Origin of the sequence: Streptomyces sp. HUAS TT7, from assembly GCF_051550175.1 — a bacterium.
In the GTDB taxonomy this organism is placed as follows: Bacteria; Actinomycetota; Actinomycetes; order Streptomycetales; family Streptomycetaceae; genus Streptomyces.
Genome location: NZ_CP196175.1, coordinates 8411464 through 8432804, shown reverse-complemented (window position 1 = coordinate 8432804; position 21341 = coordinate 8411464). Strand labels below are relative to the sequence as shown.

Here is a 21341-nt window from a genome sequence, read left to right as displayed (position 1 = left end):
CTCCTTGCCCGTTCGGGCATCCGGTGCCCGAACGGGCCCGCCAGAGCTTTATACCGCCGCGGCTCGGCCAGGGACCGGCCCGTTCCCCTTCTCGGCTCGCCCGGATCTGCCCGTTTCCCCGGCGGCCGAACCGCGGTCACGCTGCGGGAATCGGTGTTCCGGCGCGACATGGGCGCCCGTAGGCGGCGAACCGGGCGCCGAATCGGGCGGTTCGGGGCGGGCCGGCCAAGGGCCGGATGCCTGAGCGGTCCGGGCGCGTGTCGGCGAGCACCTCACGGTGCCGCGTCCGAGGGCTGATCCCACACCAGGCTGCGGTCACAGCAATCGGTCGACCAGCCCGTCGACGTAGTCCGGGGTGAGCGGTCCCATGCCGAACAGGACGCGGATGTACATCGGGGCCAGGATGTGGTCCAGCACGCCGAGCGCGTCGGGTGCGTCCTCTCCGCGTTCGCGGGCGCGGTCGAGCATGGACTGCAGTTGCCGGGTGCGTTCGTCGCGGAGGTCGTCACGAGCCTGCAGGCCCTTCTCACCGTTGTTCGACAGGGCGACGGCCAGGCGCACCAGCGCGAGACCGTCGGGTCCGGTGATCTCGCGGGCTACTTGAGCCGCGTAGGTGCGGAGGTCGCCGGCCAGGCTCCCGGTGTCGGGCATCGGCGACTGCGCGTTGAGGCGGGTGAGCGCCACTTCGGTGAGGAGGGTTTCCAGGCTGCCCCAGCGGCGGTAGATGCTGCTGTCGGCCACACCCGCGCGGGCTGCGACGTCGCCGACGGTGAAGTTGCCGTAGCCGCGCTCGCTGATCAGGTCGGTGACGGCCTGGTGCACCTCCGCGGCTACCCGGGCGCTGCGCCCGCCGGGCCGCCGGGCTCGCTGTCGCTCGTTCATGTCCCCACCTTAACGCAGTTGTGACTTGCGTTTGCGAGGCGGCCCTCCTTACAGTCACCTAACGCAGCCACGGGCTGCTTTAGAGCGCTCGGGGTGTATCGCCACCCGCGCCGGCCGCGGCCGGCGCAACTACCGATTGAGGGGGATCTCCATGGCCGCATCGCATGCGACCGCAGGCAGTCGATCAAACCGGGCCGTGCTGCTCACGGTGACCTGCCTGGGCCAGTTCATGGTCCTGCTCGACAACACGATCGTCGGAGCGGCGCTGCCCGACATGCAGCACCGGCTGCACACTCAGCTGACCGGTCTGCAATGGATCGTCGACGCGTACGTACTGCTGGTCGCCATGCTGTTGCTGTCCGGCGGTGTCTTCGCCGACCGGTTCGGCCGCAAGCGGGTGTACCTGACCGGCGCGGCGGCGTTCACCGCCGCGTCGCTGCTGTGCAGCCTCGCGCCTTCGGTCGGCTGGCTGGTCGCCGGCCGGGCGCTGCAGGGCATCGGGGCCGCGGCGCTGAGCCCTGCCTCGCTCGCCCTGCTCGCCGCCGCCTATCCCGTACCGCAAGAACGAATCAAGGCGATCGGGCTGTGGGCCGGATTCAGCGGAATAGGTCTGGCTGCGGGCCCCGTGGCCGGCGGCGTGCTGACAGAAGCCTTCGGCTGGCCCGCCATCTTCCTGGTCAATCTGCCCATCGGCGTGATCCTGCTGCTGGTCGGCCTGCGCCACCTGAGCGAGTCCCGCAACCCGAGCGCCGCCGCGATCGACATCCCGGGCACGGTGCTGTCCGTGCTGGCGGTAGGGGTAGCGACCTACGGGCTGATCGAGGGCGGTGCCCGAGGCTGGACCTCACCGGTCATCCTGGGCAGCTTCGCCGCCGCGGCGATCCTCCTCGCTGCCTTCATCGCCGTCGAAGCGCGCCGTCCCGCTCCGATGCTGCCGCTGCGGCTGTTCCGCCAGCGCCTGTTCACCGTGTCCAACACCGCCATGGTCGTGGTGGGGTTCGCGCTCATGGGTTCGTCGTTCTTCTTCTCCCAGTTCTTCGTGTACGTCCAGGGCAGCTCAATCCTGCGCGCCGGCCTCCAGACCCTGCCGGTATCCCTCGCCATGGTGATCGTCAGCCCGTACGCGGGCCGGCTCGCCGCCCGGTACGGCTTCCGCATCGTGGTCACCACCGGCCTGACCCTGGCTGGCCTGGGACTGCTGGCGCTCGGTGTGGTGCACGCCGACACCGGCTACGGGAACGTGTGGTGGCGGTTGGGACTCGCCGGCATCGGCTTCGCCCTGGCCATGTCCCCGCTGACGGGCGCCGCCATCCAAGCGGTCAGCCCGCAGGAAGGCGGCCTCGCCTCAGGCATCAGCAGCACCACCCGGCAGATCGGCGCGGTGCTCGGCGTGGCGGTACTCGGAGCCATCGTCCGCACCCGGCAATCCGGCGGAGCCTCCTTCGAGACCGGCCTCAACAGCGCCTTCGTCGCGGCAGGCACCGTCACCCTGACCACTGCCGTGTTCACCGGCCTGTGGCTGGCGAGGTCCAAGCCCGCGGAAGGCTCCGCGGCGCCGCATCGTTCCACCGCGTCAGCTGCAGCCACCACCTCGAACGAGGCATCCGTGAACAGCGGTTGACCATGACAACCGCCTTGGCCGGGAGCAGTGGCCGCTCGCCGAGGGCGCCGGCCTCACCATGCCGCTGCCGAGGGACGGGTCAGGGGCCGCGCGGACGCCTGCTTCGGGCGGGAGATCGGTGCGGCGTCCCCGCGCCAACGGTGACAAGGCAGGTGGGCCCCCACTCATAAGCCTGCTTTATGCATGCATAAACAATGTGCCACTACCGGGCGGGACAACACTGTCCGAGTATGGGTTTCAGACGGTCGGCTTCCCCTTCCTCAGGACAGCATCCGCCTCTTCTTCGCACATTGAGCACAGGCGCTTGCGCGAAACAAGGCGCAATGGCCTCTCCGTCGAAGAATTTCACCGCCCCCGGCTGCCGCCCTTTTTCGCTCATCAGACGGCCTGCGGCGGGATCGCGGCCATGGGCAACGCAGTCCGCGCCGGATTCGCAAATCGGGAATACAGGGGTCGTGGACGACACAAAAAGGGGTGCGCGCATGGACGACGGCCTTGCCGGACGGGGTGCACCGCACTCCTGCCCGGCGCCCCTACGCGGCGCCGGGCAGGTCTGGCATTGACCCGGTTCAGCAAGGTGGCCCGGCGGTTGCATACGACCGCCGGGCCGCTGCGTGTGCAGCACAAATACATTTGAGATTCGACGCCCGTGTTCCTTTTGAGGATTTCATGACTTTGGTCCCATGAGGTCAGGGACTTTCTCCCGGATGCCGGTGGGACTGAAGTAGCGCATTCCCCTCTTCAAGGTCAGGAAGAATGAGGTCCTGCGACCGTTCCGCTCCCAGGAGGGAGTGACGTAACGGACCGCGCCAGGAATCCCGAGGAGATGACAAATGCTCAGCGTCGCGCTGGTGGACGACGAAGAACTCGTGCGGGTCGGCCTGCGTTCCATCCTTGAGTCCGACCCGGAGATCATGGTCGTGGCCGAGGCTGACGACGGCCGGGGCGCCCTCGACATCGTGCGGCGGCACCACGTGGACGTACTCGCCATGGACCTGAACATGCCGGGCCTCGACGGGCTCGGCGCGCTCAAGGAGCTGCGGCGTTCCCCGGATGCTCCCCCGGTGGTCTTCCTCACCTCATTCGGCGCGGGGGGCCAGGTGTACGACGCGCTGGAGGCCGGGGCGTCCGGCTTCGTACTCAAGGGGGACTCGCCCAGTGAACTGCTGCGCCATGTGCACGCGGTCGCCGAGGGCCACGCGGCGGTCTCCTCGCCCGTACTGCGCTGTCTGATGCAGAGCGCGCTGGCCCGCCGCGACGACACGATCGGGCCCACCGCCCGCAGCCGCATCGATTCGCTGTCCAGCCGCGAGCACCAGGTCTTCATGCTGCTCGGAGACGGTCTCAGCAACGCGGTCATGGCCCAGCAACTGGTGGTGAGCGAGGGCACGATGAAGTCGTACGTGTCCCGGGTCCTGGCCAAGCTGAAGTTGTCCAACCGGACCCAAGGCGCCCTGCTCTCCTGCCAGTTCACCCGTTGGCTCCGCGACAGCGCGTGATCTCCGCCGGGCCGACACTCCTCCCCCTCGCTTCGGGAGAGTCCCGCCCACTCCACTCCTGCCCTCCTTCGGAGAATCCCTCTTGCCTTCCCTGCCCGCCCCTGTCCGCTCTCGGCCGGCCGTGCTGTTCGGCGGACTCACGCCCCTGCAGTGGGACCTCGCCGCGGCCGTCGCGGCGTCCGCCCTGTCGCTGCTGTTCGTCCTGCCGCTGGGGACCTCCAGCCCGATCGCGGTCGGCGGCCTCGTGGCCGGCACGGTCGCCGTAGCCCTGCGTCGGGGGCCCTTCCCGCTGCCCCTGGTGGTCGCCTGCCTGGGGTTCACCCTCTCCGGCGAGAACACCGCGCTCTCCTTCGTCGCGTACGCCGCCGGCCGCTGGCTGCCGACGCGGCAGGCCTGGGGGTCCGCGGCGGTCGCCGCCGTGCTCCCCCTCCTGTCCCGGGTCCAGACGGCCGACTTCACCTGGCACACGCTCTCGGGCGAGGACTACCTCGCGGTCGTCGTGATCACCGCACTCGGCCCGACCGCCATGGGCATGCAGATCCGGATGCAGCGCCATGAGCAGGAGCTGGCGGCCGAACGAGAGGCCCGCCACAAGGCGGAAGCCGTCTCGGCCGAGCGCCGCCGGATCGCCCAGGACATGCACGACCTGGCGGGGCACCACCTCACCGCGACCATCATGCTCACCGAGAACCTCCTGACCCGGCTCGGCAAGGGCACACCCTGCTCCTGTCTGGAGCAGACGGGGCCCGCACTGCAGCACATCGCCGCCCAGAGCCGGTCCGCGCTGGAGCAGTTGCTGACCGTCGTGCAGTACACCCCGCCGTCGGTGTCCGTCGCCGAGCTGTGCGCGTCGATGCGCGGCGTCGGACTGCGCATCGAGACCTCTCCCGGTCTCGACGACGTGCTCGCGGCGGCGGATCCGCGCCACCGCGCGGCCGCGGAGTGCGTCGCCAAGGAGGCGCTCACCAACGCCGCGAAGCACGCGCCTGGCGCGCGCGTAACAGTCACCGCAGCCGCTGTCGGCGGCGGCCTGGCCCTCGCCATCGTGAACGGGCCCGGCTGCGCAGCGCGTTCGAACGCCCTGCCCAGTTCCGGCTCGGGCCTCGCGGGGATGCGCGCCCGGTCCGAGGAGCTGAGCGGCACCCTCACCACCGCGGCCACCCCGGACGGGGGGTTCCGCGTCGAGGCCCGCTTCGCACCCAGCGATCGCTGAGGCGGGCGGGCGCGAGGAACCGGGCGACGAGCACGGCCTCGTACGGCGTGCACGAACGTCTCGCCTCGGGGTGCGCCGCGGGATCTCCCGCAACAGCATCTGCGGCCGGATCGGCACGACGCCGGGTCAAGCCCAACACCAGCGCGGCGGACGCGGCGACGGTGGCGGTGCGCGAGGGGCGGAGCTTGAGCAACGGCCCGGGCGACCGGCTCACCGCCGAGCCGAACGGCCGTACACCGCCACGAAAGTGGCCATCGCCTGCCCTCCTTCGCACCACAACGTCCCGGACTCCCGGAGGCCTTCGGCCCTGCCTGCTCAGGGTCCCGGCCGGGACCCTGATGAGGGGGATCTCCAAAGGATCTTCCTCCTTCCATGGACCGGCGCGAGGCCTGCGGTCACCGCTGCCCCCGGGCTTCCTGGCCAAGAACTCGAAGAACAGGAAAGACACACATGTCGCTCACCTCGAACAGAGTGGAGGTGATCGCAGAGAACCGCGCCCGCAAGGGCCTGCTGCCGCTTTGTCTGAGTGAGGCAGCAGAGCGGTTCTCCTAGCGATCCTTCTACGGTATGCGGGCGGTGCTCGCGCTCTTCCTGGTGGACCGGGTCCACGGCCTCGGCATGAGCTCCGGCACGGCCACGGCGCTCGTCGGCGCCTACCTGTCCGCCTGCTATTTCACCGCGCTGCCCGGCGGCTGGGTGGCCGACCGGCTGCTCGGCGCCCGCAGGGCGGCTCTGCTCGGCGGCGTTGTCATCCTGCTCGGGCACGTGTCGCTGGCGCTCGACCTCGGGGCCGCCACGGTCTACACCGGCCTCGTCCTGGTCGCCCTCGGCACCGGGCTGCAGAAGCCCAACATGACTGCTCTCGTGGGCAAGTTGTTCGCGGACCGCGACGACCGCGAGAGGGATGCGGCGTACAGCAACTTCTACGCCAGCATCAACTTCGGCGGGCTGGTGGCGACCCTGCTCGTCGGCTGGCTCGGCGTGACGTTCGGCTGGAGCATCGCCTTCGGCGCCGCGGCCGTCGGCATGGGGCTCAGCCTCATCGTCTTCGTACTGAGCGGTGGCCTGCGGAGCGTCGACGATCAGCCCGCCCGCCCCCTGACCCGGCAGGAGACGGTCCGCCTCCGCAAGTGGATGCTCCTGTGCACTTGCGCGGCCGTCGTGCTCGTCCTGCTGGCCACGCTCACCGGCGGGCTCACCTTGCCGCACTGCCTCACCGCGTTCACCGTCCTCGCCGTGCTCGTGCCCGTCGGGTACTTCGTCAAGCTGCTGCGGCGCACCGACCTCGGCGACCGGGGACGTTCCGGCATCAAGGCGTACGCCTGGCTGTTCGCATCCGCCGTCGTCTTCTGGTGCATCTACGACCTGGCCGCCTCCAATGTGCAGCTCTTCGCCAGCGAGCACGTCGACATGATGGGCTTGCCCGTCACCTGGCAGGCGGCCATGAACCCGGTCCTGATCATCCTGCTGGCCGGTGTGCTGGCCGTGGTCTGGCAGCGCGTCAGCGTCTCGGCGCCGGCCAAGTTCGCCACCGGCCTGCTCCTGTGCGGGGTCTCGTTCCTGCTGCTCTCCGTCGCCGCGGCGCGAGCCGTCGGGGACGTGCGGATCTCCCTGCTGTGGCTGGTCGGCCTGTACTTCCTGCAGACCCTCGGTGAACTGTTCCTCAGCCCCACCGGCCTCTCCCTGAGCCACAAGCTCGCCCCGGCGGGGATGGGCTCCCAGCTCGCGGGGCTGTTCTTCCTCTCCGCCTCGGCCGGCGACGCGATCGGCGGCCAGGTCGCCTCACGACTGGACGGCGTGTCCCTCTACTCGACGCTGGGCACCCTGGCAGTCCTGGTCGGCCTCGGCATGGCACTGGCCACGCCACGGATCCGGGCGCTCATCGAGTCATGACGGAGTAGCTGGAGCAGGGTTGAGCCCGGACCGCCACAAGCGGTCCGGGCTCAACCCTGCTCTACGACGCTCACCGCACCTGGGCCGACTCCCCGCCGAAGGTCCACGCGCCTCTCCCACAGCGGCCGATGGTTTACGCGTTCGGCCCCTTTCGTCATCACCGCTCCCTCTTACGTTTGAACGGCCCGTACGCACCACGCGCCACCGTCCCCACACCGGGGGGAGCGATCCCGAAGGCCAGTCCCTTCGGTCCCCTTCCCTCGGGGAAGCGAGCCCGGCGAAGGCGACCGATACGCGCCTGGTGGTTCGAGGCTCCTGTCCACCCACTCCGTCAGATTCGAGGTCTGCCCGACCATGCGTGCCCGTGTCCCGGTCGCCGCCCTGTCCGTACTCGTCGCGACCGGAGGGATCGCCATGGCCGCGTCCGCCCGGCCCGCGGAGCACCCGCACCTGGGCGTCCCCTGGACGAACACCGTGGGCGGCCGGTCCGGCACCCCGGCCGACGACCCCGAAGTGGTGAAGGCCGCCGCGTTCGCCGTGGCCGAGCACGACAGGCAGTCCGGTCAGCGGCTGGCCCTCGGCCAGGTCGTCGATGCCGACGAGCAGATCGTCGCCGGTACCCGCTACATCCTCACGATCGAGGCAGCCGGCCCCTCCGGGACGGCTCGGTACGAGGCTCAGGTGTGGGTCAAACCCTGGGAAAACTCACGGCAGTTGACCGACTTCCGCGCCCTCTGACCAGAGGGCGCGCACGACCCCAGCCATCACGTGCCGAGACCACGAAACGACCCGCTCAGCCCGCACACGGTGTGCGGGCTGAGCGGGTCTCGTCATCATGCGTGGGCGGGGCCCGGCCGGGTGCGGGCCCACGGCGGTCCGTGGCCCCGCACCCGGAGGCTGATCACGTCCCGGCGGGCATGGCCTCCGTACCCGAGCCCGGCCGGGACAGGAAGCCGGTGTCGGCGTAGTACGCGAGGTAGCGCTGGATCAACTCATCATTGATTACAGGGCAGTTGAAGCCCGAACCGCTCAGGTCCCGCAGGGCGTTGCCGCCTGCGAAGCGTGGCGGCGTGTGGCCCGCGGGCAGGGTGACCGGGGAGTCGCCGTACAGGAGGGCGATGCTCGGGATGGCGCTGTCCTCGGGGGCGTCGACGGCGGCGGCGGTGAGGGCGGCCTGCCACTCCGGCCCGGACAGGGCTTCCATCCGGTGACCGGCGAGCCGTGCCTGTCGCAGCACGTCCTCGGGTCGGGTGGGTGTGGGGTTGGTCAGGGTGTAGGAGACGACGGGTCCCTCGGGCACCGTCCGGCGGGACAGGTGGACGATGGCGGCGGCCATGTGGTCCACCGGCACCAGGTCCTCGGGTTCGAGGGTTCCTTCGGCGTCGGGTGCGGCGCCGAGTTCCACACAGGCCTTGACGAACTTCCAGAAGGAGTCGTCGGTGCCGGCGGCTCCGGAGGCCGTGTGGCCGCTGATCCGGGCGGGCCGGTGGATCGTGGTGGGGATGCCCCGGCGCTTCGCCTCGCGCATCAGGTCCTCGGCCACCCACTTGGTCTGGATGTAGCCGTTGGGCAGCACCAGTTCGGGGGCGACGCGGCGGTCTTCGGCGAGTTCGGCGGGGTTGTCCCCGGTGCCGACCAGGACGCTGCCGGTGGACACGTAGTGCACGGGGACGCCGCCGCCCCGCGCGGCGAGGCGCAGGACGTCCTGGGTGGCCAGGACGTTGGCGGCCTTCATCCGCTGGTACGGGTCCACATGGTGCACGCGTGCGCCGTTGTGGTAGATGACGTCCACCCGGTCGGCGAGGGCGGTGAACTCACCCTCGGGGAGGCCGAGCAGCGGCTGTTCCAGGTCGCCTGCGACGGCGTTGATCCGCTTGTGCAGGCTCTCGTCCCACAGGCCGTACCGGGCCAGGCTCCGTTCGACGCGGGTCGCCGCTTCGTCGGGCCCGGATGCCCGGACCACGCAGATCACGGTGGCGTCGGGGTGGACGCGCAGGAGCTCTGCGAGGAGGAAGGACCCCAGGAAGCCCGTCGCGCCGGTGAGCAGCACCTCCTGCGGGTCGTGCGGACGCGGTGTGTTGGCGGGGTTCACCGTGATCGACGGGTCCAGGCGGGCCTCGGCCGCCAGGTCCACGTCGTCGGCCGCGCCGCCCTCGACGGTTCGGGCCAGGGCGGCCACGGTCCGGGAGGTGAAGACGGTGCGGACGGGGACGTCGACGCCGAGCTCGGCCTGAATGCGGACGACGAGCTTGGTGGCGAGCAGGGAGTGGCCGCCCAGCGCGAAGAAGTCGTCGTCGATGCCCACGCCGACGGTGCCGAGCAGCTCGGCGTACAGCGCGCACAGGGTCCGTTCGAGCCCGGTGCGAGGCGGCCGCGAGTCCGTCGTGGACGCGGTCGGGGCGGGCAGGTTCTTGCGGTCCGTCTTGCCGTTGCTGGTCACCGGCAGCTCGTCGAGCAGGACGATCGCGGACGGCACCATGTAGGCGGGAAGCCGGGTCGCCAGGTGCTCACGCACCTCGGCGACGTCGAGGTCCGTTCCCGTCATGTAGCCGACGAGGCGCTTGTCCCCGGGCCGGTCCTCGCGCACGACGACCACGGCCTGGGCCGCACCCCGGAACGACGCCAGCGCACTCTCCACCTCCCCCAACTCGATCCGGAACCCACGGATCTTCACCTGATCGTCCACCCGACCCGCGAACACCAACCCACCCTCGGCATTCCAACGCGCCAAGTCACCCGTGCGATACATCCGCTCACCCACCCCACCAAAGGGACAGGCAACAAAACGCTCCGCCGTCAGATCCGGCCGACCCAGATAACCACGCGCCAGACCCGCACCCGCGATGTACAACTCACCCACCACCCCCGCCGGGACCGGCTGGAGCCACTGGTCCAGGACGTACACGCGGGTGTTGGCGACGGGCACGCCGATCGGCGGCACGGCTCCGTCCGCGCGCAGCGGCGCGGCCATGGTCGCGGACACGGTGCTCTCGGTCGGGCCGTACGCGTTGATCATGCGGCGGTCGCGGCACCAGCGGGCGACCACTTCCGGCGGGCAGGAGTCCCCGCCCACGACCAGGGTGCGCACCGTGGGCAGTGAGCCCTCCGGCAGGACGGCCAGGGCGGCAGGGGGAATCAGCGCGGTGGTCACGCCGTACCGGGCGACGGTGTCCACCAACGGCTGTCCCACTTCGAGGTCCTCGGCGCGGGCCAGGACCAGGGTGGCTCCGGTCAGCAGCGAGCCGCACAGGTCCAGGACGGACGCGTCGAAGCTGGGCGAGGCGAACTGGAGGACCCGGCTGCCCGGTCCGGCCCCGAAGACCCGGACCTGGTGGGCCACCAGGCTCGCGAGGCCGGTATGGCTGACCGCGACGGCCTTGGGCAGGCCGGTCGAGCCGGAGGTGTAGATGAGGTACGCCGCGTTGGCGGCGTTCAGCGGCCGTACCCGGTGGGCCGCGGTGAACGGCTCCCCGGGAGGCAGATCGTCGAGGGTGTCCAGCGTCAGACGGGGCACGTCCACCGGGGGCAGGGTCTGCTCCAGGCCCGTCACGGTGAGCAGCAGGGCGGGTGCGCTGTTGCCGAGGACGTACTCGATCCGCCGGCGGGGGTAGGCGGGGTCGACCGGTACGTAGACGGCTCCGGTCTTGGCGACCGCGAGCACCGCGGTGATCCACTCCAGCGAGCGCGGCATCGACACGGCGACGGTGTCCTCGGCACCGATGCCGCGGCCCGCCAGGAGATGGGCGAGGCGGTCGGCCCGGGCGTCCAGTTCGGCGTAGCCGACCTCGACCCCGTCGGCGATCACGGCGGGTGCGGCGGGGTCGCGGGCCACTTGCGCCGCGAACAGGTCGGGCAGCGTGGCCGCCGGCAGGTCCAGGGCGGTGTCGTTCCAGTCCACGAGGATCCGCTCGCGGTCGGCGGCCGACAGGAGGTCGAACTGCCCGATGCGGGTGTCCGGTTGGCCGGCCACCGTTTCCAGGACGCGCACGAGCTGCTCGGTCAGGCCCTGGACGGTGTCGTGGTCGAACAGGTCACGGGCGTACTCGAGCGCACCCGTGATCCCGGCGGCCCGGCCGTCGGCGGACCGGTTCTCGACCAGGTTCACGGTCAGGTCGAACTTCGCCGAGTCGAGCCGCAGGAGCTCCGTGCGGCAGTCGAGGCCGGGCAGCTCCGGGTCGGGCATCGCCTGGTTGAGTACGAACATGACCTGGAACAGCGGGTGTCGTGCTGCGGACCGGTCGGGCGCGAGCTCCTCGACCAGCCGGTCGAACGGGACGTCCTGGTGGCTGAAGGCGTCCAGGTCCGCGTCCTTCACCCGGGCCAGGAGGTCCCGGAAGGTGGGGTTGTCCGAGAGGTCGGCGCGGAGCACCAGGGTGTTGACGAAGAACCCGACGAGGTCGGTGAGCGCCTCGTCGGTGCGGCCCGCGATCGGGCTGCCCACCGGGACGTCCTCGCCGGCGCCGACACGGTGCAGCAGGACCGCCAGGGCGGCGTGCAGGACCATGAAGAGCGTGGTGTCGGTCTCGCGCGCGACCTGCTGGAGCCGCTCGTGCAGCGCGGCGTCGAGGACCAGCGGCACGTCGCCGCCGCGTTGGGTCGGGGCGGCGGGGCGGGGGCGGTCGTAGGGGAGGGCGAGCTCGGGGGGTGCACCCTCCAACACCCGTCGCCAGTACGCCAGTTGACGGGAGTGCGTGCTTTCCGGATCGTCGGCCGAACCGAGGAGCTCCGGGTGCCACCGCGTGTAGTCGGCGTACTGGACGGGCAGCGGTTCCCAGCCGGGGGCCCGCCCGGTGCGGCGGGCCGCGTAGGCGATGGCCAGGTCGCGCAGGAGCGGGTCCACCGACCAGCCGTCGGCGGCTATGTGGTGCACGGTCAGCAGCAGGACGTGCTCGTCGGGCCGGGTGCGCAGCAAGCGCGGCACGAGTGGAGTCCGGGTCAGGTCGAAGACGTGGCTCTTCGCGCGGGAGTACGCGGCCGCCAGCTCCTGTTCGTCGACTTCTTCGACGGGCAGATCCACCGGCGCGGGCTGCAGGATCCGCTGTCGCGGTTCACCGTCCACCTGGACGTAGACGGTGCGCAGCACCTCGTGGCGCCGGACCAGGTCGGTCAGTGCGGCCCGCAGCGCCTCAAGGTCCAGTTGTCCGGTGAGTGTGAGGGCGAACGGAAGGTTGTAGGTGGCGCTGGGGCCCTCCAGCCGGTCGAGGATCCACAGGCGTCGCTGGGCGAAGGAGAGGGGCATGTCGCCGTCGCGGGGCGTGGGCCGCAGAGCCGGCCGCTCGGAGGCCCGGGCCGATTCCAGGTGTGCGGCGAGGTGGATCGGCGTCGGAAGGGCGAAGACGTCCCGGACCGATGCGTCCACGCCGAGCGCCGACCGGATGCGCGCGGCGAGCTTGGTGGCGAGCAGGGAGTGGCCGCCCAGGGCGAAGAAGTCGTCGTCGATGCCCACCTGGTCGGCGCCGAGCAGTTCGGCGTACAGCGCGCACAGGGTCGTCTCGTACGGGGTGCGCGGCGCACGGCGGGGTCCTTCGGCGGTCGTGGCCGCCGCCGGGGCGGGCAGCGCCTTGCGGTCCACCTTGCCGTTGCCGGTGAGGGGCAGGGCGTCGAGGACGACGATCGCCGACGGCACCATGAAGGCGGGGAGCCGTCCGGTGAGGAAGGCGTGGACATCGGCGACGTCGAGGTCCGTTCCCGTCATGTAGCCGACGAGGCGCTTGTCCCCGGGCCGGTCCTCGCGCACGACGACCACGGCCTGGGCCGCACCCCGGAACGACGCCAGCGCACTCTCCACCTCCCCCAACTCGATCCGGAACCCACGGATCTTCACCTGATCGTCCACCCGACCCGCGAACACCAACTCACCCTCGGCATTCCAACGCGCCAAGTCACCCGTGCGATACATCCGCTCACCCACCCCACCAAAGGGACAGGCAACAAAACGCTCCGCCGTCAGATCCGGCCGACCCAGATAACCACGCGCCAGACCCGCACCCGCGATGTACAACTCACCCACCACCCCCGCCGGGACCGGCTGGAGTTCGCCGTCGAGGACGTAGGTCCGGGAGTTGTCCAGGGGGCGGCCGATGGGGACCACCTGGCCGACGTCCGTGACCGAGCGCACGGGGTGGGCCGTGGCGGCGACGGTGGCCTCGGTGGGGCCGTACAGGTTGCGGACGGTGATGCCCGGGTTGGCCTCCAGGACCCGGTGGACCGCCTGGGGCGGTGCGATGTCGCCGCCGGTGCCCAACTCCCGCACTGTGCCCAGGCATTCGGGCCGCTCGGCGGCGACCAGGTCGAACAGGGCGGCGGTGAGGAAGAGCCCGGTGACGTCGTACTCGGAGATCAGCTCGGCCAGGTCGTGCGTGTCGTTGGGGCCCGGGGGTGCCACCACCACGGTGCCGCCGTTGAGCAGGGGTGCCCACAGCTCGTAGGTGGCGGCGTCGAAGGAGTGCGGGGAGTGCAGGAGCACTCGGTGCTCGTCGTGGGACTGCCAGGAGCGGTCGGTGGCGAAGGACGTCACGTCGCGGTGGGTGACGGCCACACCCTTCGGCGTTCCGGTGGAGCCGGAGGTGTACATCACGTAGCAGAGGTGATCACCGGAGAGCGGCACGGCCGGGTCGGTGCCCGGGCGGTCGGCGAAGGCCCCCTCGTCCAGGAGCAGTTCGGCGGCGGCGTGCTCGAACGCGACGTGGGCGGAGGCCGGGTCGCGCAGCAGGACGGCGGCGCCGGCCTGGGCGGTGATCCAGCGGAGCCGGTCGGCGGGGAAGTCGGCGCGCAGCGGGACGTAGCCGCCGCCCGCCTTCAGGACGGCGAGGATCGCGGCGACCAGGTCGGGGCCGCGTTCCATGAGCAGCGCGACCGGGGCGTCGGGGCGGACGCCCATGTCCACGAGGCGGTGCGCCAACCGGTTGGCCCTGGCGTCGAGTTCGGCGTAGGTGAGCGTGGTCCCTGCGCCGACCACGGCGACCGCGTCCGGCGTGCGGGCGGCCTGCGCGGCGAACAGACCGGGCACCGTCCGCGCCGGGAACGCCTCGTCGGCGGCCCGCCGGGCGGGACGGGTCATCTCGGGGTGCGTCATGCCGCGCTCCCGGCCATGGCATCGACGAGGCTCTGCGGCCGGATGTCGGACCAGTTGGCGTTGACGTACTCGATGCACGCCTGCCGGGTGTCCTCGCCCTTCACGACCCGCCAGCCGGCCGGCGGCTCCGCGAAGACCGGCCACAGCGAATGCTGACCCTCGTCGTTGGCGAGAACCAGGAACGCAGCGCGTTCGTCGTCGAATGGGTTGCTCATTTCATCTCCGATCAGAGGGTGCGGCGGCCGTGGGCTTCGGGAAGAAGAAGCGGATTCGCATACCGGGCCCGTTTCTCGGGAGATAAGCGCCGCTCGCCGGGCAATCGCCGCGGGCCGAATTGGCGGACCCATTCTGCGTGAAGGGGGCCGCCACTTGCAGTGTCGGGACCAGGAGTTACGATCCTTTTCCGTGGTTGCGCAAGAAGCACACGGATCCGGGGCGGCCGCAGCGCCTGCCCAGTGTTTTCTAGGCCAATTCCGCGCAGGCCGCTCTCTGTTCGGCGTCGAACCGGAACAGTTCCCACCCCCTTTGCGTAAAGGATCCGTATGAGTAATCGGGACCAAAGTCCACTGCACGCCCGGGACCAAGGTCCGGTCCTGGAATTGACGGCACCGCTGGCCGAAGGACAGGCCGTAGGACGGCTGCTGCGGGCTTGGCGGCACCGCATGGACCGCCGGTCCGCGCACGGTTCGCTCGGCGGCTCCCACCGGTCGCGCGGCCGGCTCTCGCAAGCCGACGTGGCCCGTCTCACCGGAGTGAGCGAAGGGTGGTACCGCGCTTTGGAGACGGGCACGCGGCGGGACTTCTCGGATGCCTTCCTCCAGGCGGTCGCCGACGTCCTGCGCCTCGACGAGGCCGAACGGCTCACCCTGTTCCTGGGAGTGTCGGGCCGACGCCCGCCCGAGGAGCACACGGCACGGCCGTCCCCTCCCCCGGCGGCCGTGCTCGACCTGCTTGAGGTGCAGAACCCGCACCCCGCCTACCTCTCCGACGAGTCGTGGAACGTCGTCGCCGCCAACGCCACGATGGCGCGCTGGTTCCCGTGGGTGCGCGAGCCGCGGCCGAACCTGATGCGCTGGGTCCTGCTCGCCCCGGAGGCTCGCACCCAACTCCTGGACTGGGAGGACGACTTCGCCCGGGTCTATCTGGCGATGCTCCGCATCGCGGCCAACCGCAACCCCGGCAGCCCACGCCTGCGCGCGCTCATCGGCGACCTGCTGACCGACGCCGACTGCCGTCGCATCTGGTCCGACGAACACGCCGTCGTCGAGCACCCCGACGGCCACCGCATCCGGCTCCGGCTGCCCGTGCACGAAGGGGCGGTCGTCGAGGTGACCAGCCAGGTACTCCTGCCGGTGGGCAGCCGGGATCTGCGGTTCGTCATCGTCACCCGGAACGACGCCGCCACCGCAGGACCGGAGCAGCGGCCGACGCCGTGACCCGCTTCTCCCCGTCCGGGGCCGGCGCGAGCGGCGCCGTCAGCCCCGGCGGGGACTGCTGGAACGGGCTCGTCAGCCGGTCCCGCGCCGCCAGGGCGTACGCGTGGGTGAGCCACAGGCCGAGCCGGTACGGCGGCCGGGGCCGGGCCCCGGCCGCCGATGTCGAGGCCGCAGCCCTCAGTCCCCCACACGCGGCAGGGCGGGCGTCGGAGTGCGGGCGAGGCCGACGCGCTTGCGGAACACCCAGTACGTCCAGGCCTGGTAGCCCATGACGACCGGGGTCATGAAGCCCGCGACCCAGGTCAGGATCTTCAATGTATGAGGGCCTGCGGCCGAGTTCGTGACCGTGAGGCTCCAGTCGGGGTCGAGCGAAGAGGGCATGACGGCGGGGAACATGGCGAGGAAGAGCAGCGTGACGAGGGCGGCGACCGCGCACCCCGACATCGCGAACGCCCAGCCGTCCCGGGATTTCTCGTTCAGCCCGACGGCGAGCACCAGCGTCGCGATGACCGCGGCTTCCAGGACCAGGGTGGCGACGCTGCCGTCGCGCACATGGGTCCACAGCAGGAAGCCGAGGGTGAGCGTCACGGCGAACCCGCCGGCCCGGCGAACCGTCCAACGGGCCCGCTCCCGGATCTCGCCGTCCGTCTTGAGCACGGCGAACAGCGCGCCGTGCAGGGTGAACAGGCACAGCGTGACGAGCCCGCCGAGCAGGCCGTACGGGCCGATGAGGTCGAGCAAGGTGCCGGTGAAGTTCTTGTCCGGGCCGATCGGTGTCCCGTGCACCAGGTTCGCGAAGATCGCTCCCCACAGGAAGGCGCAGACCAGGGACGACCAGAAGATCGCACGGTCGCAGGCGAGCTTCCAGGGTGCGTCGTCGCGTTTGTGGCGGTATTCGAGGGCGACACCGCGAACGATCAGGCAGGTCACCACGGCCAGCATCGGCAGGTAGAAGCCGCTGCACAGCGTGGCGTACCAGTCGGGGAAGGCTGCGAAGGTCGCGCCGACGGCAGTCAGCAGCCATACCTCGTTGCCGTCCCAGACCGGGCCGATCGTAGCCAGCAGAACGCCGCGCTCCTCCTCGTCGCGGGCGACGACCCGGGTGAGGATGCCGATGCCGAAGTCGAATCCCTCGAGGAAGAAGTAGCCGGTCCACAGAACGGCTATCAGCACGAACCAGAGGTCGTGGAGTTGCATGGGGGTCCCTGAACAGGTCGGTGCGGTGGGGCGGTTGGGCAGGTTCGGCGGTCAGTAGGTGAGGGCCGGGACCCGATCGGGGACGTTGTCTTGCAACTGCCGTTTCCCCGGTGGCAGTTCGTCGGTCTGCGGTCCAGCCTTGGCGTACCGGGCCATGAGCCGCACCTCGACCGCCGCGAGCGCCGCGTACAGCAGCGTGAAGACGGCCAGAGAGATGACGACCGAGGCGGTGGAGACGCCGGGTGAGATCGCGTCGCCGGTCTTCATCAGGCCGTTCACCACCCAGGGCTGGCGGCCCATCTCGGTGAAGATCCAGCCGAATGAGTTGGAGACGAGCGGGAAGCCCATGGTGAGGATGCCGACGCGCCAGAACCACTGGGCGAAGAACGGGGCGAGTTCGTGTTCCTTGGTGAGGGTGAGCCGGGGCACCTCGTCCTCGGCCGTACGCAGCCGGGGGGCCAGCCACCACTTCCTGCGGGTCAGCCACAGGCCGGCCGCCGCGGCACCGCACGACACCATGCCGAAGGTGATCATCAGCCGGAAGCCCCAGAACGTCATGAAGATGTTGGGGACGTATTCCTTGGGATCGCCGCCGAAGCGGGCGGCCTCCTGCCGGGCGATGTCGTTGATGCCGGGGACGGCGTCATCGAAGTTGTGGTGGGCGAGGAAGGACAGCAGGCCGGGCACCTCGACGGCGACGTCGTTGCGGCCCTCGTCCAGGTCGCCGACGGCGAACACCGAGAACGGCGCGGGCTGTTGCGAGTCCCACAGAGCTTCGGCCGCCGCCATCTTCATCGGCTGCTGCTCGAACATGACCTGCCCGAGGCTGTCACCGCTGACCGCGGTGGCGAGGCCGGCGACCGCCGCGACGGCGAGGCCGAGGCGCAGCGAGGTGCGCATCACGGCGGTCCGCTTGCGCTGCCCGGCGCCGGGTTCCTCGCCCCGGTCCTGCGCCTGCCTGGCCTTGACGAGGTGGAAGCAGGCGATGCCGACGACGAAGGCGCCGCCGGTGAGGAACGACGCACTGAGTGTGTGCCAGGCGTTGACCAGCACGGTCTCCTGGGTCAACACGGCCCACAGGTCGGCCAGTCGGGGCCTGCCGGTGGCCTTGTCGAGCTGGTACCCCACCGGGTGCTGCATCCAGGCGTTGGCCGCCAGGATGAAGTACGAGGACAAGACCGTGCCGAGCGATACCAGCCAGATGCAGGCGCAGTGGACCTTCCTCGGCAGCTTGTTCCAGCCGAAGATCCAGAGCCCGATGAAGGTGGACTCCAGGAAGAAGGCGATGAGCGCCTCGAAGGCGAGCGGGGCGCCGAAGACGTCTCCGACGAACCTTGAGTAGTCGGACCAGTTCATGCCGAACTGGAACTCCTGGACGATGCCGGTGACGACGCCCAGGGCGATGTTGATCAGGAAGAGCTTGCCCCAGAACTTGGTGGCGTGGAAGTACTTCTCCTTGCCGGTCCGCACCCACGCGGTCTCAAGTCCCGCCGTGACGGCGGCGAGTGAGATCGTCAGGGGTACGAACAGGAAGTGGTAGACCGTGGTGATGCCGAACTGCCAGCGAGCCATGGTCTCCGGAGCGAGAGCCAGGTTCACGAGGCGGCCTTGAGCGCGGGAGCGGGAACGGCGCGAACGGCGGCGGGAACAGGGGTGGGCGGGGGCAGGAAGAGGGTGCCGCGCAGGGCGCCCCTGGCGGTACGGACCACGGTCACGGCCCAGGCGGCGACGAGCAGGGCGTACAGGGCGATGGCGGCCCAGCGGAACAGGTTGGCGTCGGTGCGGGCGGCCAGGCCGATCGAGCCGGTGACGCAGGTGCCCACGGGGAAGGTGAAGCCCCACCAGGTGAGGTTGAAGGGCAGCCCGGTGGTGCGGGCGGTGCGGATGGTCACGGCGGCGGCGATGGCCAGCCAGATCATCGCGAAGCCCCAGGTGACGACGCCGAAGACCTCGGCGAAGACGGCCAGGCCGCGGGCGTACTCACCGGGCAGGGCGCTCGGCGCGGCGTTGGCGACCAGCCCCGCGGCGGTCACCGACTGGCCCAGCGGGCCGAGCACGATCCACAGGGTGGGCACGGTCCCCGCGGGAGGCATGTCCTGGTGCACCAGCCGCGAGAAGATCATGTTGATGACGATGAACGCGGCGAACAGGCTGATGCCGAACATCGCGAGGCAGGCCAGGATCATGGTGAGGCGCAGCTGCCCGGCGGGGGTGTGCGGGATGAGCAGGGCGCCCATCGCGGCCGACACCATGGGGGGTACGACCGGCATCAGCCAGCCGCCGAAGGCGGCGTCGGGGGCGGCCTTGTGCCGGGTGATCATCCGGTAGGGGACGGTGAAGGCGGCGAGCAGTCCGAGCACGGTGCCGGCCAGCCACAGGGTCCAGTCGACGGCGACGGCGGCGTCCAGGCCGATCCAGTCCTTGCCGAGCAGCAGGGTTCCGGCGCCGATGGTCATCAGGGCCATCGGCGGAGCACCGTAGAACTGCGACATCACGGGGTTGTTGCCGTGGGCCAGCGCGATGTCCCGGTGGCGCACCCAGTGCACGGTCCAGGAGGCGGTCATCACCACGAGGAGCAGCGCGGCGCACGCCCACACCACCGTGGCAGCGGTCCGCAGGCCCGGGAACTGGAGAGGGAGGGTGGCGGCAGCGTTGGCGACGATGCCGGTGCCCATCACGGAGGCGAACCAGTTCGGGCCGAGGTGCCGGAAGGCGTCCCGGGGCTGCTCAAGGTCACGCAGCAGGCGGCGCTGCGCAGGGGCGGAAGGTGCGATCTTGGTGCTCATGGCCCCACCCTGCGGCGTGCCCCATGTGTGCGGTAGAGGGAGCAGACCAATGGGTCCATAGAATGAACCTATGCGCTTGTCTCCTCACGTCCCCGACCTCTCAGCCCTTGACCTGCTGCTCAGCGTCATTGAGCTCGGCAGCCTCGGCCGGGCCGCGGAGGCGCACGGGATCAGCCAGCCCTCGGTCAGCTCCCGCATCCGCTATCTGGAGAAGCTGGTGGGTGTCCCCGTCCTCGAGCGTACGACGCTGGGCTCCCGGCCCACCCCGGCCGGCGCGCTGATCGCCGAATGGGCTCAGGAGGTCCTCGACTCGGCGCACCAGCTGGACGTGGGCATCCAAGCCCTGCGGGACAGTCGACACTCCCGGCTGCGCGTCGCCGCCAGCCAGACCATCGCCGAATACCTCTTCCCGCGCTGGCTGGTGGCGCTGCGAGGCCGCACCTCCACGACCACTGTCGCCCTCGAGTCCGGGAACTCGTCGGAGGTCGGCGCGGCTGTCCTGGAGGGGCGCGCCGAGATCGGGTTCATCGAGAGCCCGCGCGCGCCGAAGGGGCTGCACAGCCAGCCGGTGGCGAAGGACCGGCTCGTCGTCGTGGTCGCCCCCGATCACCCGTGGGCGCGGCGCGGCACGATCTCCCTCGACGAACTGGCCGAAAGCCAGCTCATCCAGCGGGAGTCCGGCTCCGGCACCCGGACCGCCTTCGAGCGGGCCGTGCTCAAGCAGTTGCCCGACTGGCAGGCGTCCGCCGCCCTGGAGCTGTCCTCGACGACCGCGATCAAGTCGGCGGTGGCGGGCGGGGTCGGCCCCGCGGTGCTGAGCTCGCTCGCGGTCGCGGCCGAGCTGGCCAGCGGTTCGCTCAGGTCCCCCGCCGTGACGGGCCTGGAGCTGGACCGGGTGCTGCGCGCCGTCTGGCCCACCGGTCACCGCCCCACGGGACCCGCTCGCGACCTGGTCGCCATCGCCCGCCAGTCTGCCGCCCCTCGAAGCACCGGCACACCGGGCCGGCGGCTGTGAGAGGGAAAGCCGCTCCCAGGGTTCCCGCAGCCGGGTACCGCCTCCCCTGCCCGGGAACGGCCCTGGGAGGCGCACACTGCCCCTCCAGCCTCGCCACCCCATAGAGCCGTCCTATGCATACGTCAACCTGCCACCTACCGGCGCCCGGCCAGGAACCAGAGGGTAAGGCGACACCCCCGGACGAAGCCGGGGCACCATGTACACCTTCCTCTTCCTGCTGCTCTCACCATCGCTCTCCAGGTGGGAGGAGCCAGTCATGACAACCAACACCCTGAACCCCACGGCCTCGGCCTCCGCCCCCGCCCGCCTGCATGTGTCGCGCGGGCCGAGCGAACTCGCTCTACTCAGTCAGTGTGGCCAGTGCATCCCGTGCGGCCGCCACGACACCGGGCCATGACCCAGAGGCCATGAACTCGGCATCCGATGCAGCGCGGCCAACCGTGTCCAGCACGGAGTCCAGAGCATCGGCCAGCGCGCTCGTTGTTGAGGTCCCCTCTGGTCCATCCGTATGCAGATGACTTTACCGTCGTTCCAACGGGGGGCCAGGCTGTGCCGGGATACATCTACGCCACGGCAAGGGACTTCACCGCCGACGCGACCAAGTGCGCCTGGTCGGGTAAGCCTTCGGCCGCGTCAACCTGGAGGTCGGGCGGGCTCGGACTGCAGACAATTCACGAGGGCCGGTGGGAGCGGGGCTGGTCTCACGCTGTCCCAGCGGGCACGG

The 21341-nt window shown here is 70.7% G+C and carries 13 protein-coding genes; 7 read left to right on the top strand and 6 right to left on the bottom strand.

Annotated features, from left to right (window positions below; all coding sequences use genetic code 11):
- Positions 1-315: 315 nt before the first annotated feature.
- Positions 316-882, bottom strand: coding sequence for a TetR/AcrR family transcriptional regulator (locus ACSHXC_RS38310; protein WP_438295936.1), 567 nt, complete (start codon positions 880-882; stop codon positions 316-318).
- A gap of 151 nt (positions 883-1033) precedes the next feature.
- On the opposite strand from ACSHXC_RS38310, the gene ACSHXC_RS38305 reads away from it, so the two are divergent.
- The 5 genes from ACSHXC_RS38305 (at position 1034) to ACSHXC_RS38285 (ending at position 7846) form a co-directional block, all read left to right on the top strand.
- Positions 1034-2503 (top strand): MFS transporter, encoded by a 1470-nt coding sequence (locus ACSHXC_RS38305; RefSeq protein ID WP_438295935.1) that lies wholly within the window; start codon positions 1034-1036, stop codon positions 2501-2503.
- An 833-nt stretch (positions 2504-3336) separates the two neighbouring features.
- On the top strand, positions 3337-4002 hold the full coding sequence (locus ACSHXC_RS38300; protein WP_438295934.1) for a response regulator: 666 nt from the start codon (positions 3337-3339) through the stop codon (positions 4000-4002).
- Positions 4003-4084: 82 nt separating this feature from the next.
- Complete coding sequence (locus ACSHXC_RS38295) at positions 4085-5215, top strand: sensor histidine kinase (RefSeq protein ID WP_438295933.1); 1131 nt, start codon at positions 4085-4087, stop codon at positions 5213-5215.
- A 567-nt stretch (positions 5216-5782) separates the two neighbouring features.
- The gene (locus tag ACSHXC_RS38290; RefSeq protein WP_438295932.1) at positions 5783-7108 is read left to right on the top strand and encodes a peptide MFS transporter; all 1326 of its coding nucleotides are present in this window, start codon (positions 5783-5785) and stop codon (positions 7106-7108) included.
- Between the two features lie 354 nt (positions 7109-7462).
- Positions 7463-7846 (top strand): cystatin domain-containing protein, encoded by a 384-nt coding sequence (locus ACSHXC_RS38285; protein WP_438295931.1) that lies wholly within the window; start codon positions 7463-7465, stop codon positions 7844-7846.
- 163 nt (positions 7847-8009) lie between these two features.
- Here the strand turns inward: ACSHXC_RS38285 and ACSHXC_RS38280 are convergent, their stop codons facing one another.
- Together ACSHXC_RS38280 and ACSHXC_RS38275 are read right to left on the bottom strand one after the other, a co-directional pair.
- Positions 8010-14183 carry an amino acid adenylation domain-containing protein gene (locus ACSHXC_RS38280; protein ID WP_438295930.1) on the bottom strand — a complete coding sequence of 2058 codons (6174 nt, stop codon included), beginning with the start codon at positions 14181-14183 and terminating at the stop codon, positions 8010-8012.
- Positions 14180-14398 carry an MbtH family protein gene (locus tag ACSHXC_RS38275; RefSeq protein ID WP_438295929.1) on the bottom strand — a complete coding sequence of 73 codons (219 nt, stop codon included), beginning with the start codon at positions 14396-14398 and terminating at the stop codon, positions 14180-14182. Before ACSHXC_RS38275 ends, ACSHXC_RS38280 begins: the two co-directional genes overlap by 4 nt.
- A gap of 384 nt (positions 14399-14782) precedes the next feature.
- Between ACSHXC_RS38275 and ACSHXC_RS38270 the strand changes: the two genes are divergently transcribed.
- On the top strand, positions 14783-15619 hold the full coding sequence (locus tag ACSHXC_RS38270; protein ID WP_438295928.1) for a helix-turn-helix transcriptional regulator: 837 nt from the start codon (positions 14783-14785) through the stop codon (positions 15617-15619).
- Between the two features lie 177 nt (positions 15620-15796).
- Here the strand turns inward: ACSHXC_RS38270 and cydB are convergent, their stop codons facing one another.
- From cydB to ACSHXC_RS38255, 3 genes are read right to left on the bottom strand one after another with little or no spacing between them, the layout of a single operon-like run.
- Positions 15797-16816 carry a cytochrome d ubiquinol oxidase subunit II gene (gene cydB, locus ACSHXC_RS38265; protein WP_438295927.1) on the bottom strand — a complete coding sequence of 340 codons (1020 nt, stop codon included), beginning with the start codon at positions 16814-16816 and terminating at the stop codon, positions 15797-15799.
- 51 nt (positions 16817-16867) lie between these two features.
- A complete protein-coding gene (locus tag ACSHXC_RS38260; RefSeq protein WP_438295926.1) occupies positions 16868-18415 on the bottom strand; it encodes a cytochrome ubiquinol oxidase subunit I in 1548 nt (515 codons plus the stop codon).
- Positions 18412-19602 (bottom strand): TDT family transporter, encoded by a 1191-nt coding sequence (locus ACSHXC_RS38255; protein WP_438295925.1) that lies wholly within the window; start codon positions 19600-19602, stop codon positions 18412-18414. The genes ACSHXC_RS38260 and ACSHXC_RS38255 overlap by 4 nt, the downstream gene beginning before the upstream one ends.
- Before the next feature lie 70 nt (positions 19603-19672).
- Here ACSHXC_RS38255 and ACSHXC_RS38250 point away from each other — a divergent pair, with 70 nt between their 5' ends.
- Positions 19673-20617 carry a LysR family transcriptional regulator gene (locus tag ACSHXC_RS38250; RefSeq protein WP_438295924.1) on the top strand — a complete coding sequence of 315 codons (945 nt, stop codon included), beginning with the start codon at positions 19673-19675 and terminating at the stop codon, positions 20615-20617.
- Positions 20618-21341: the final 724 nt, after the last annotated feature.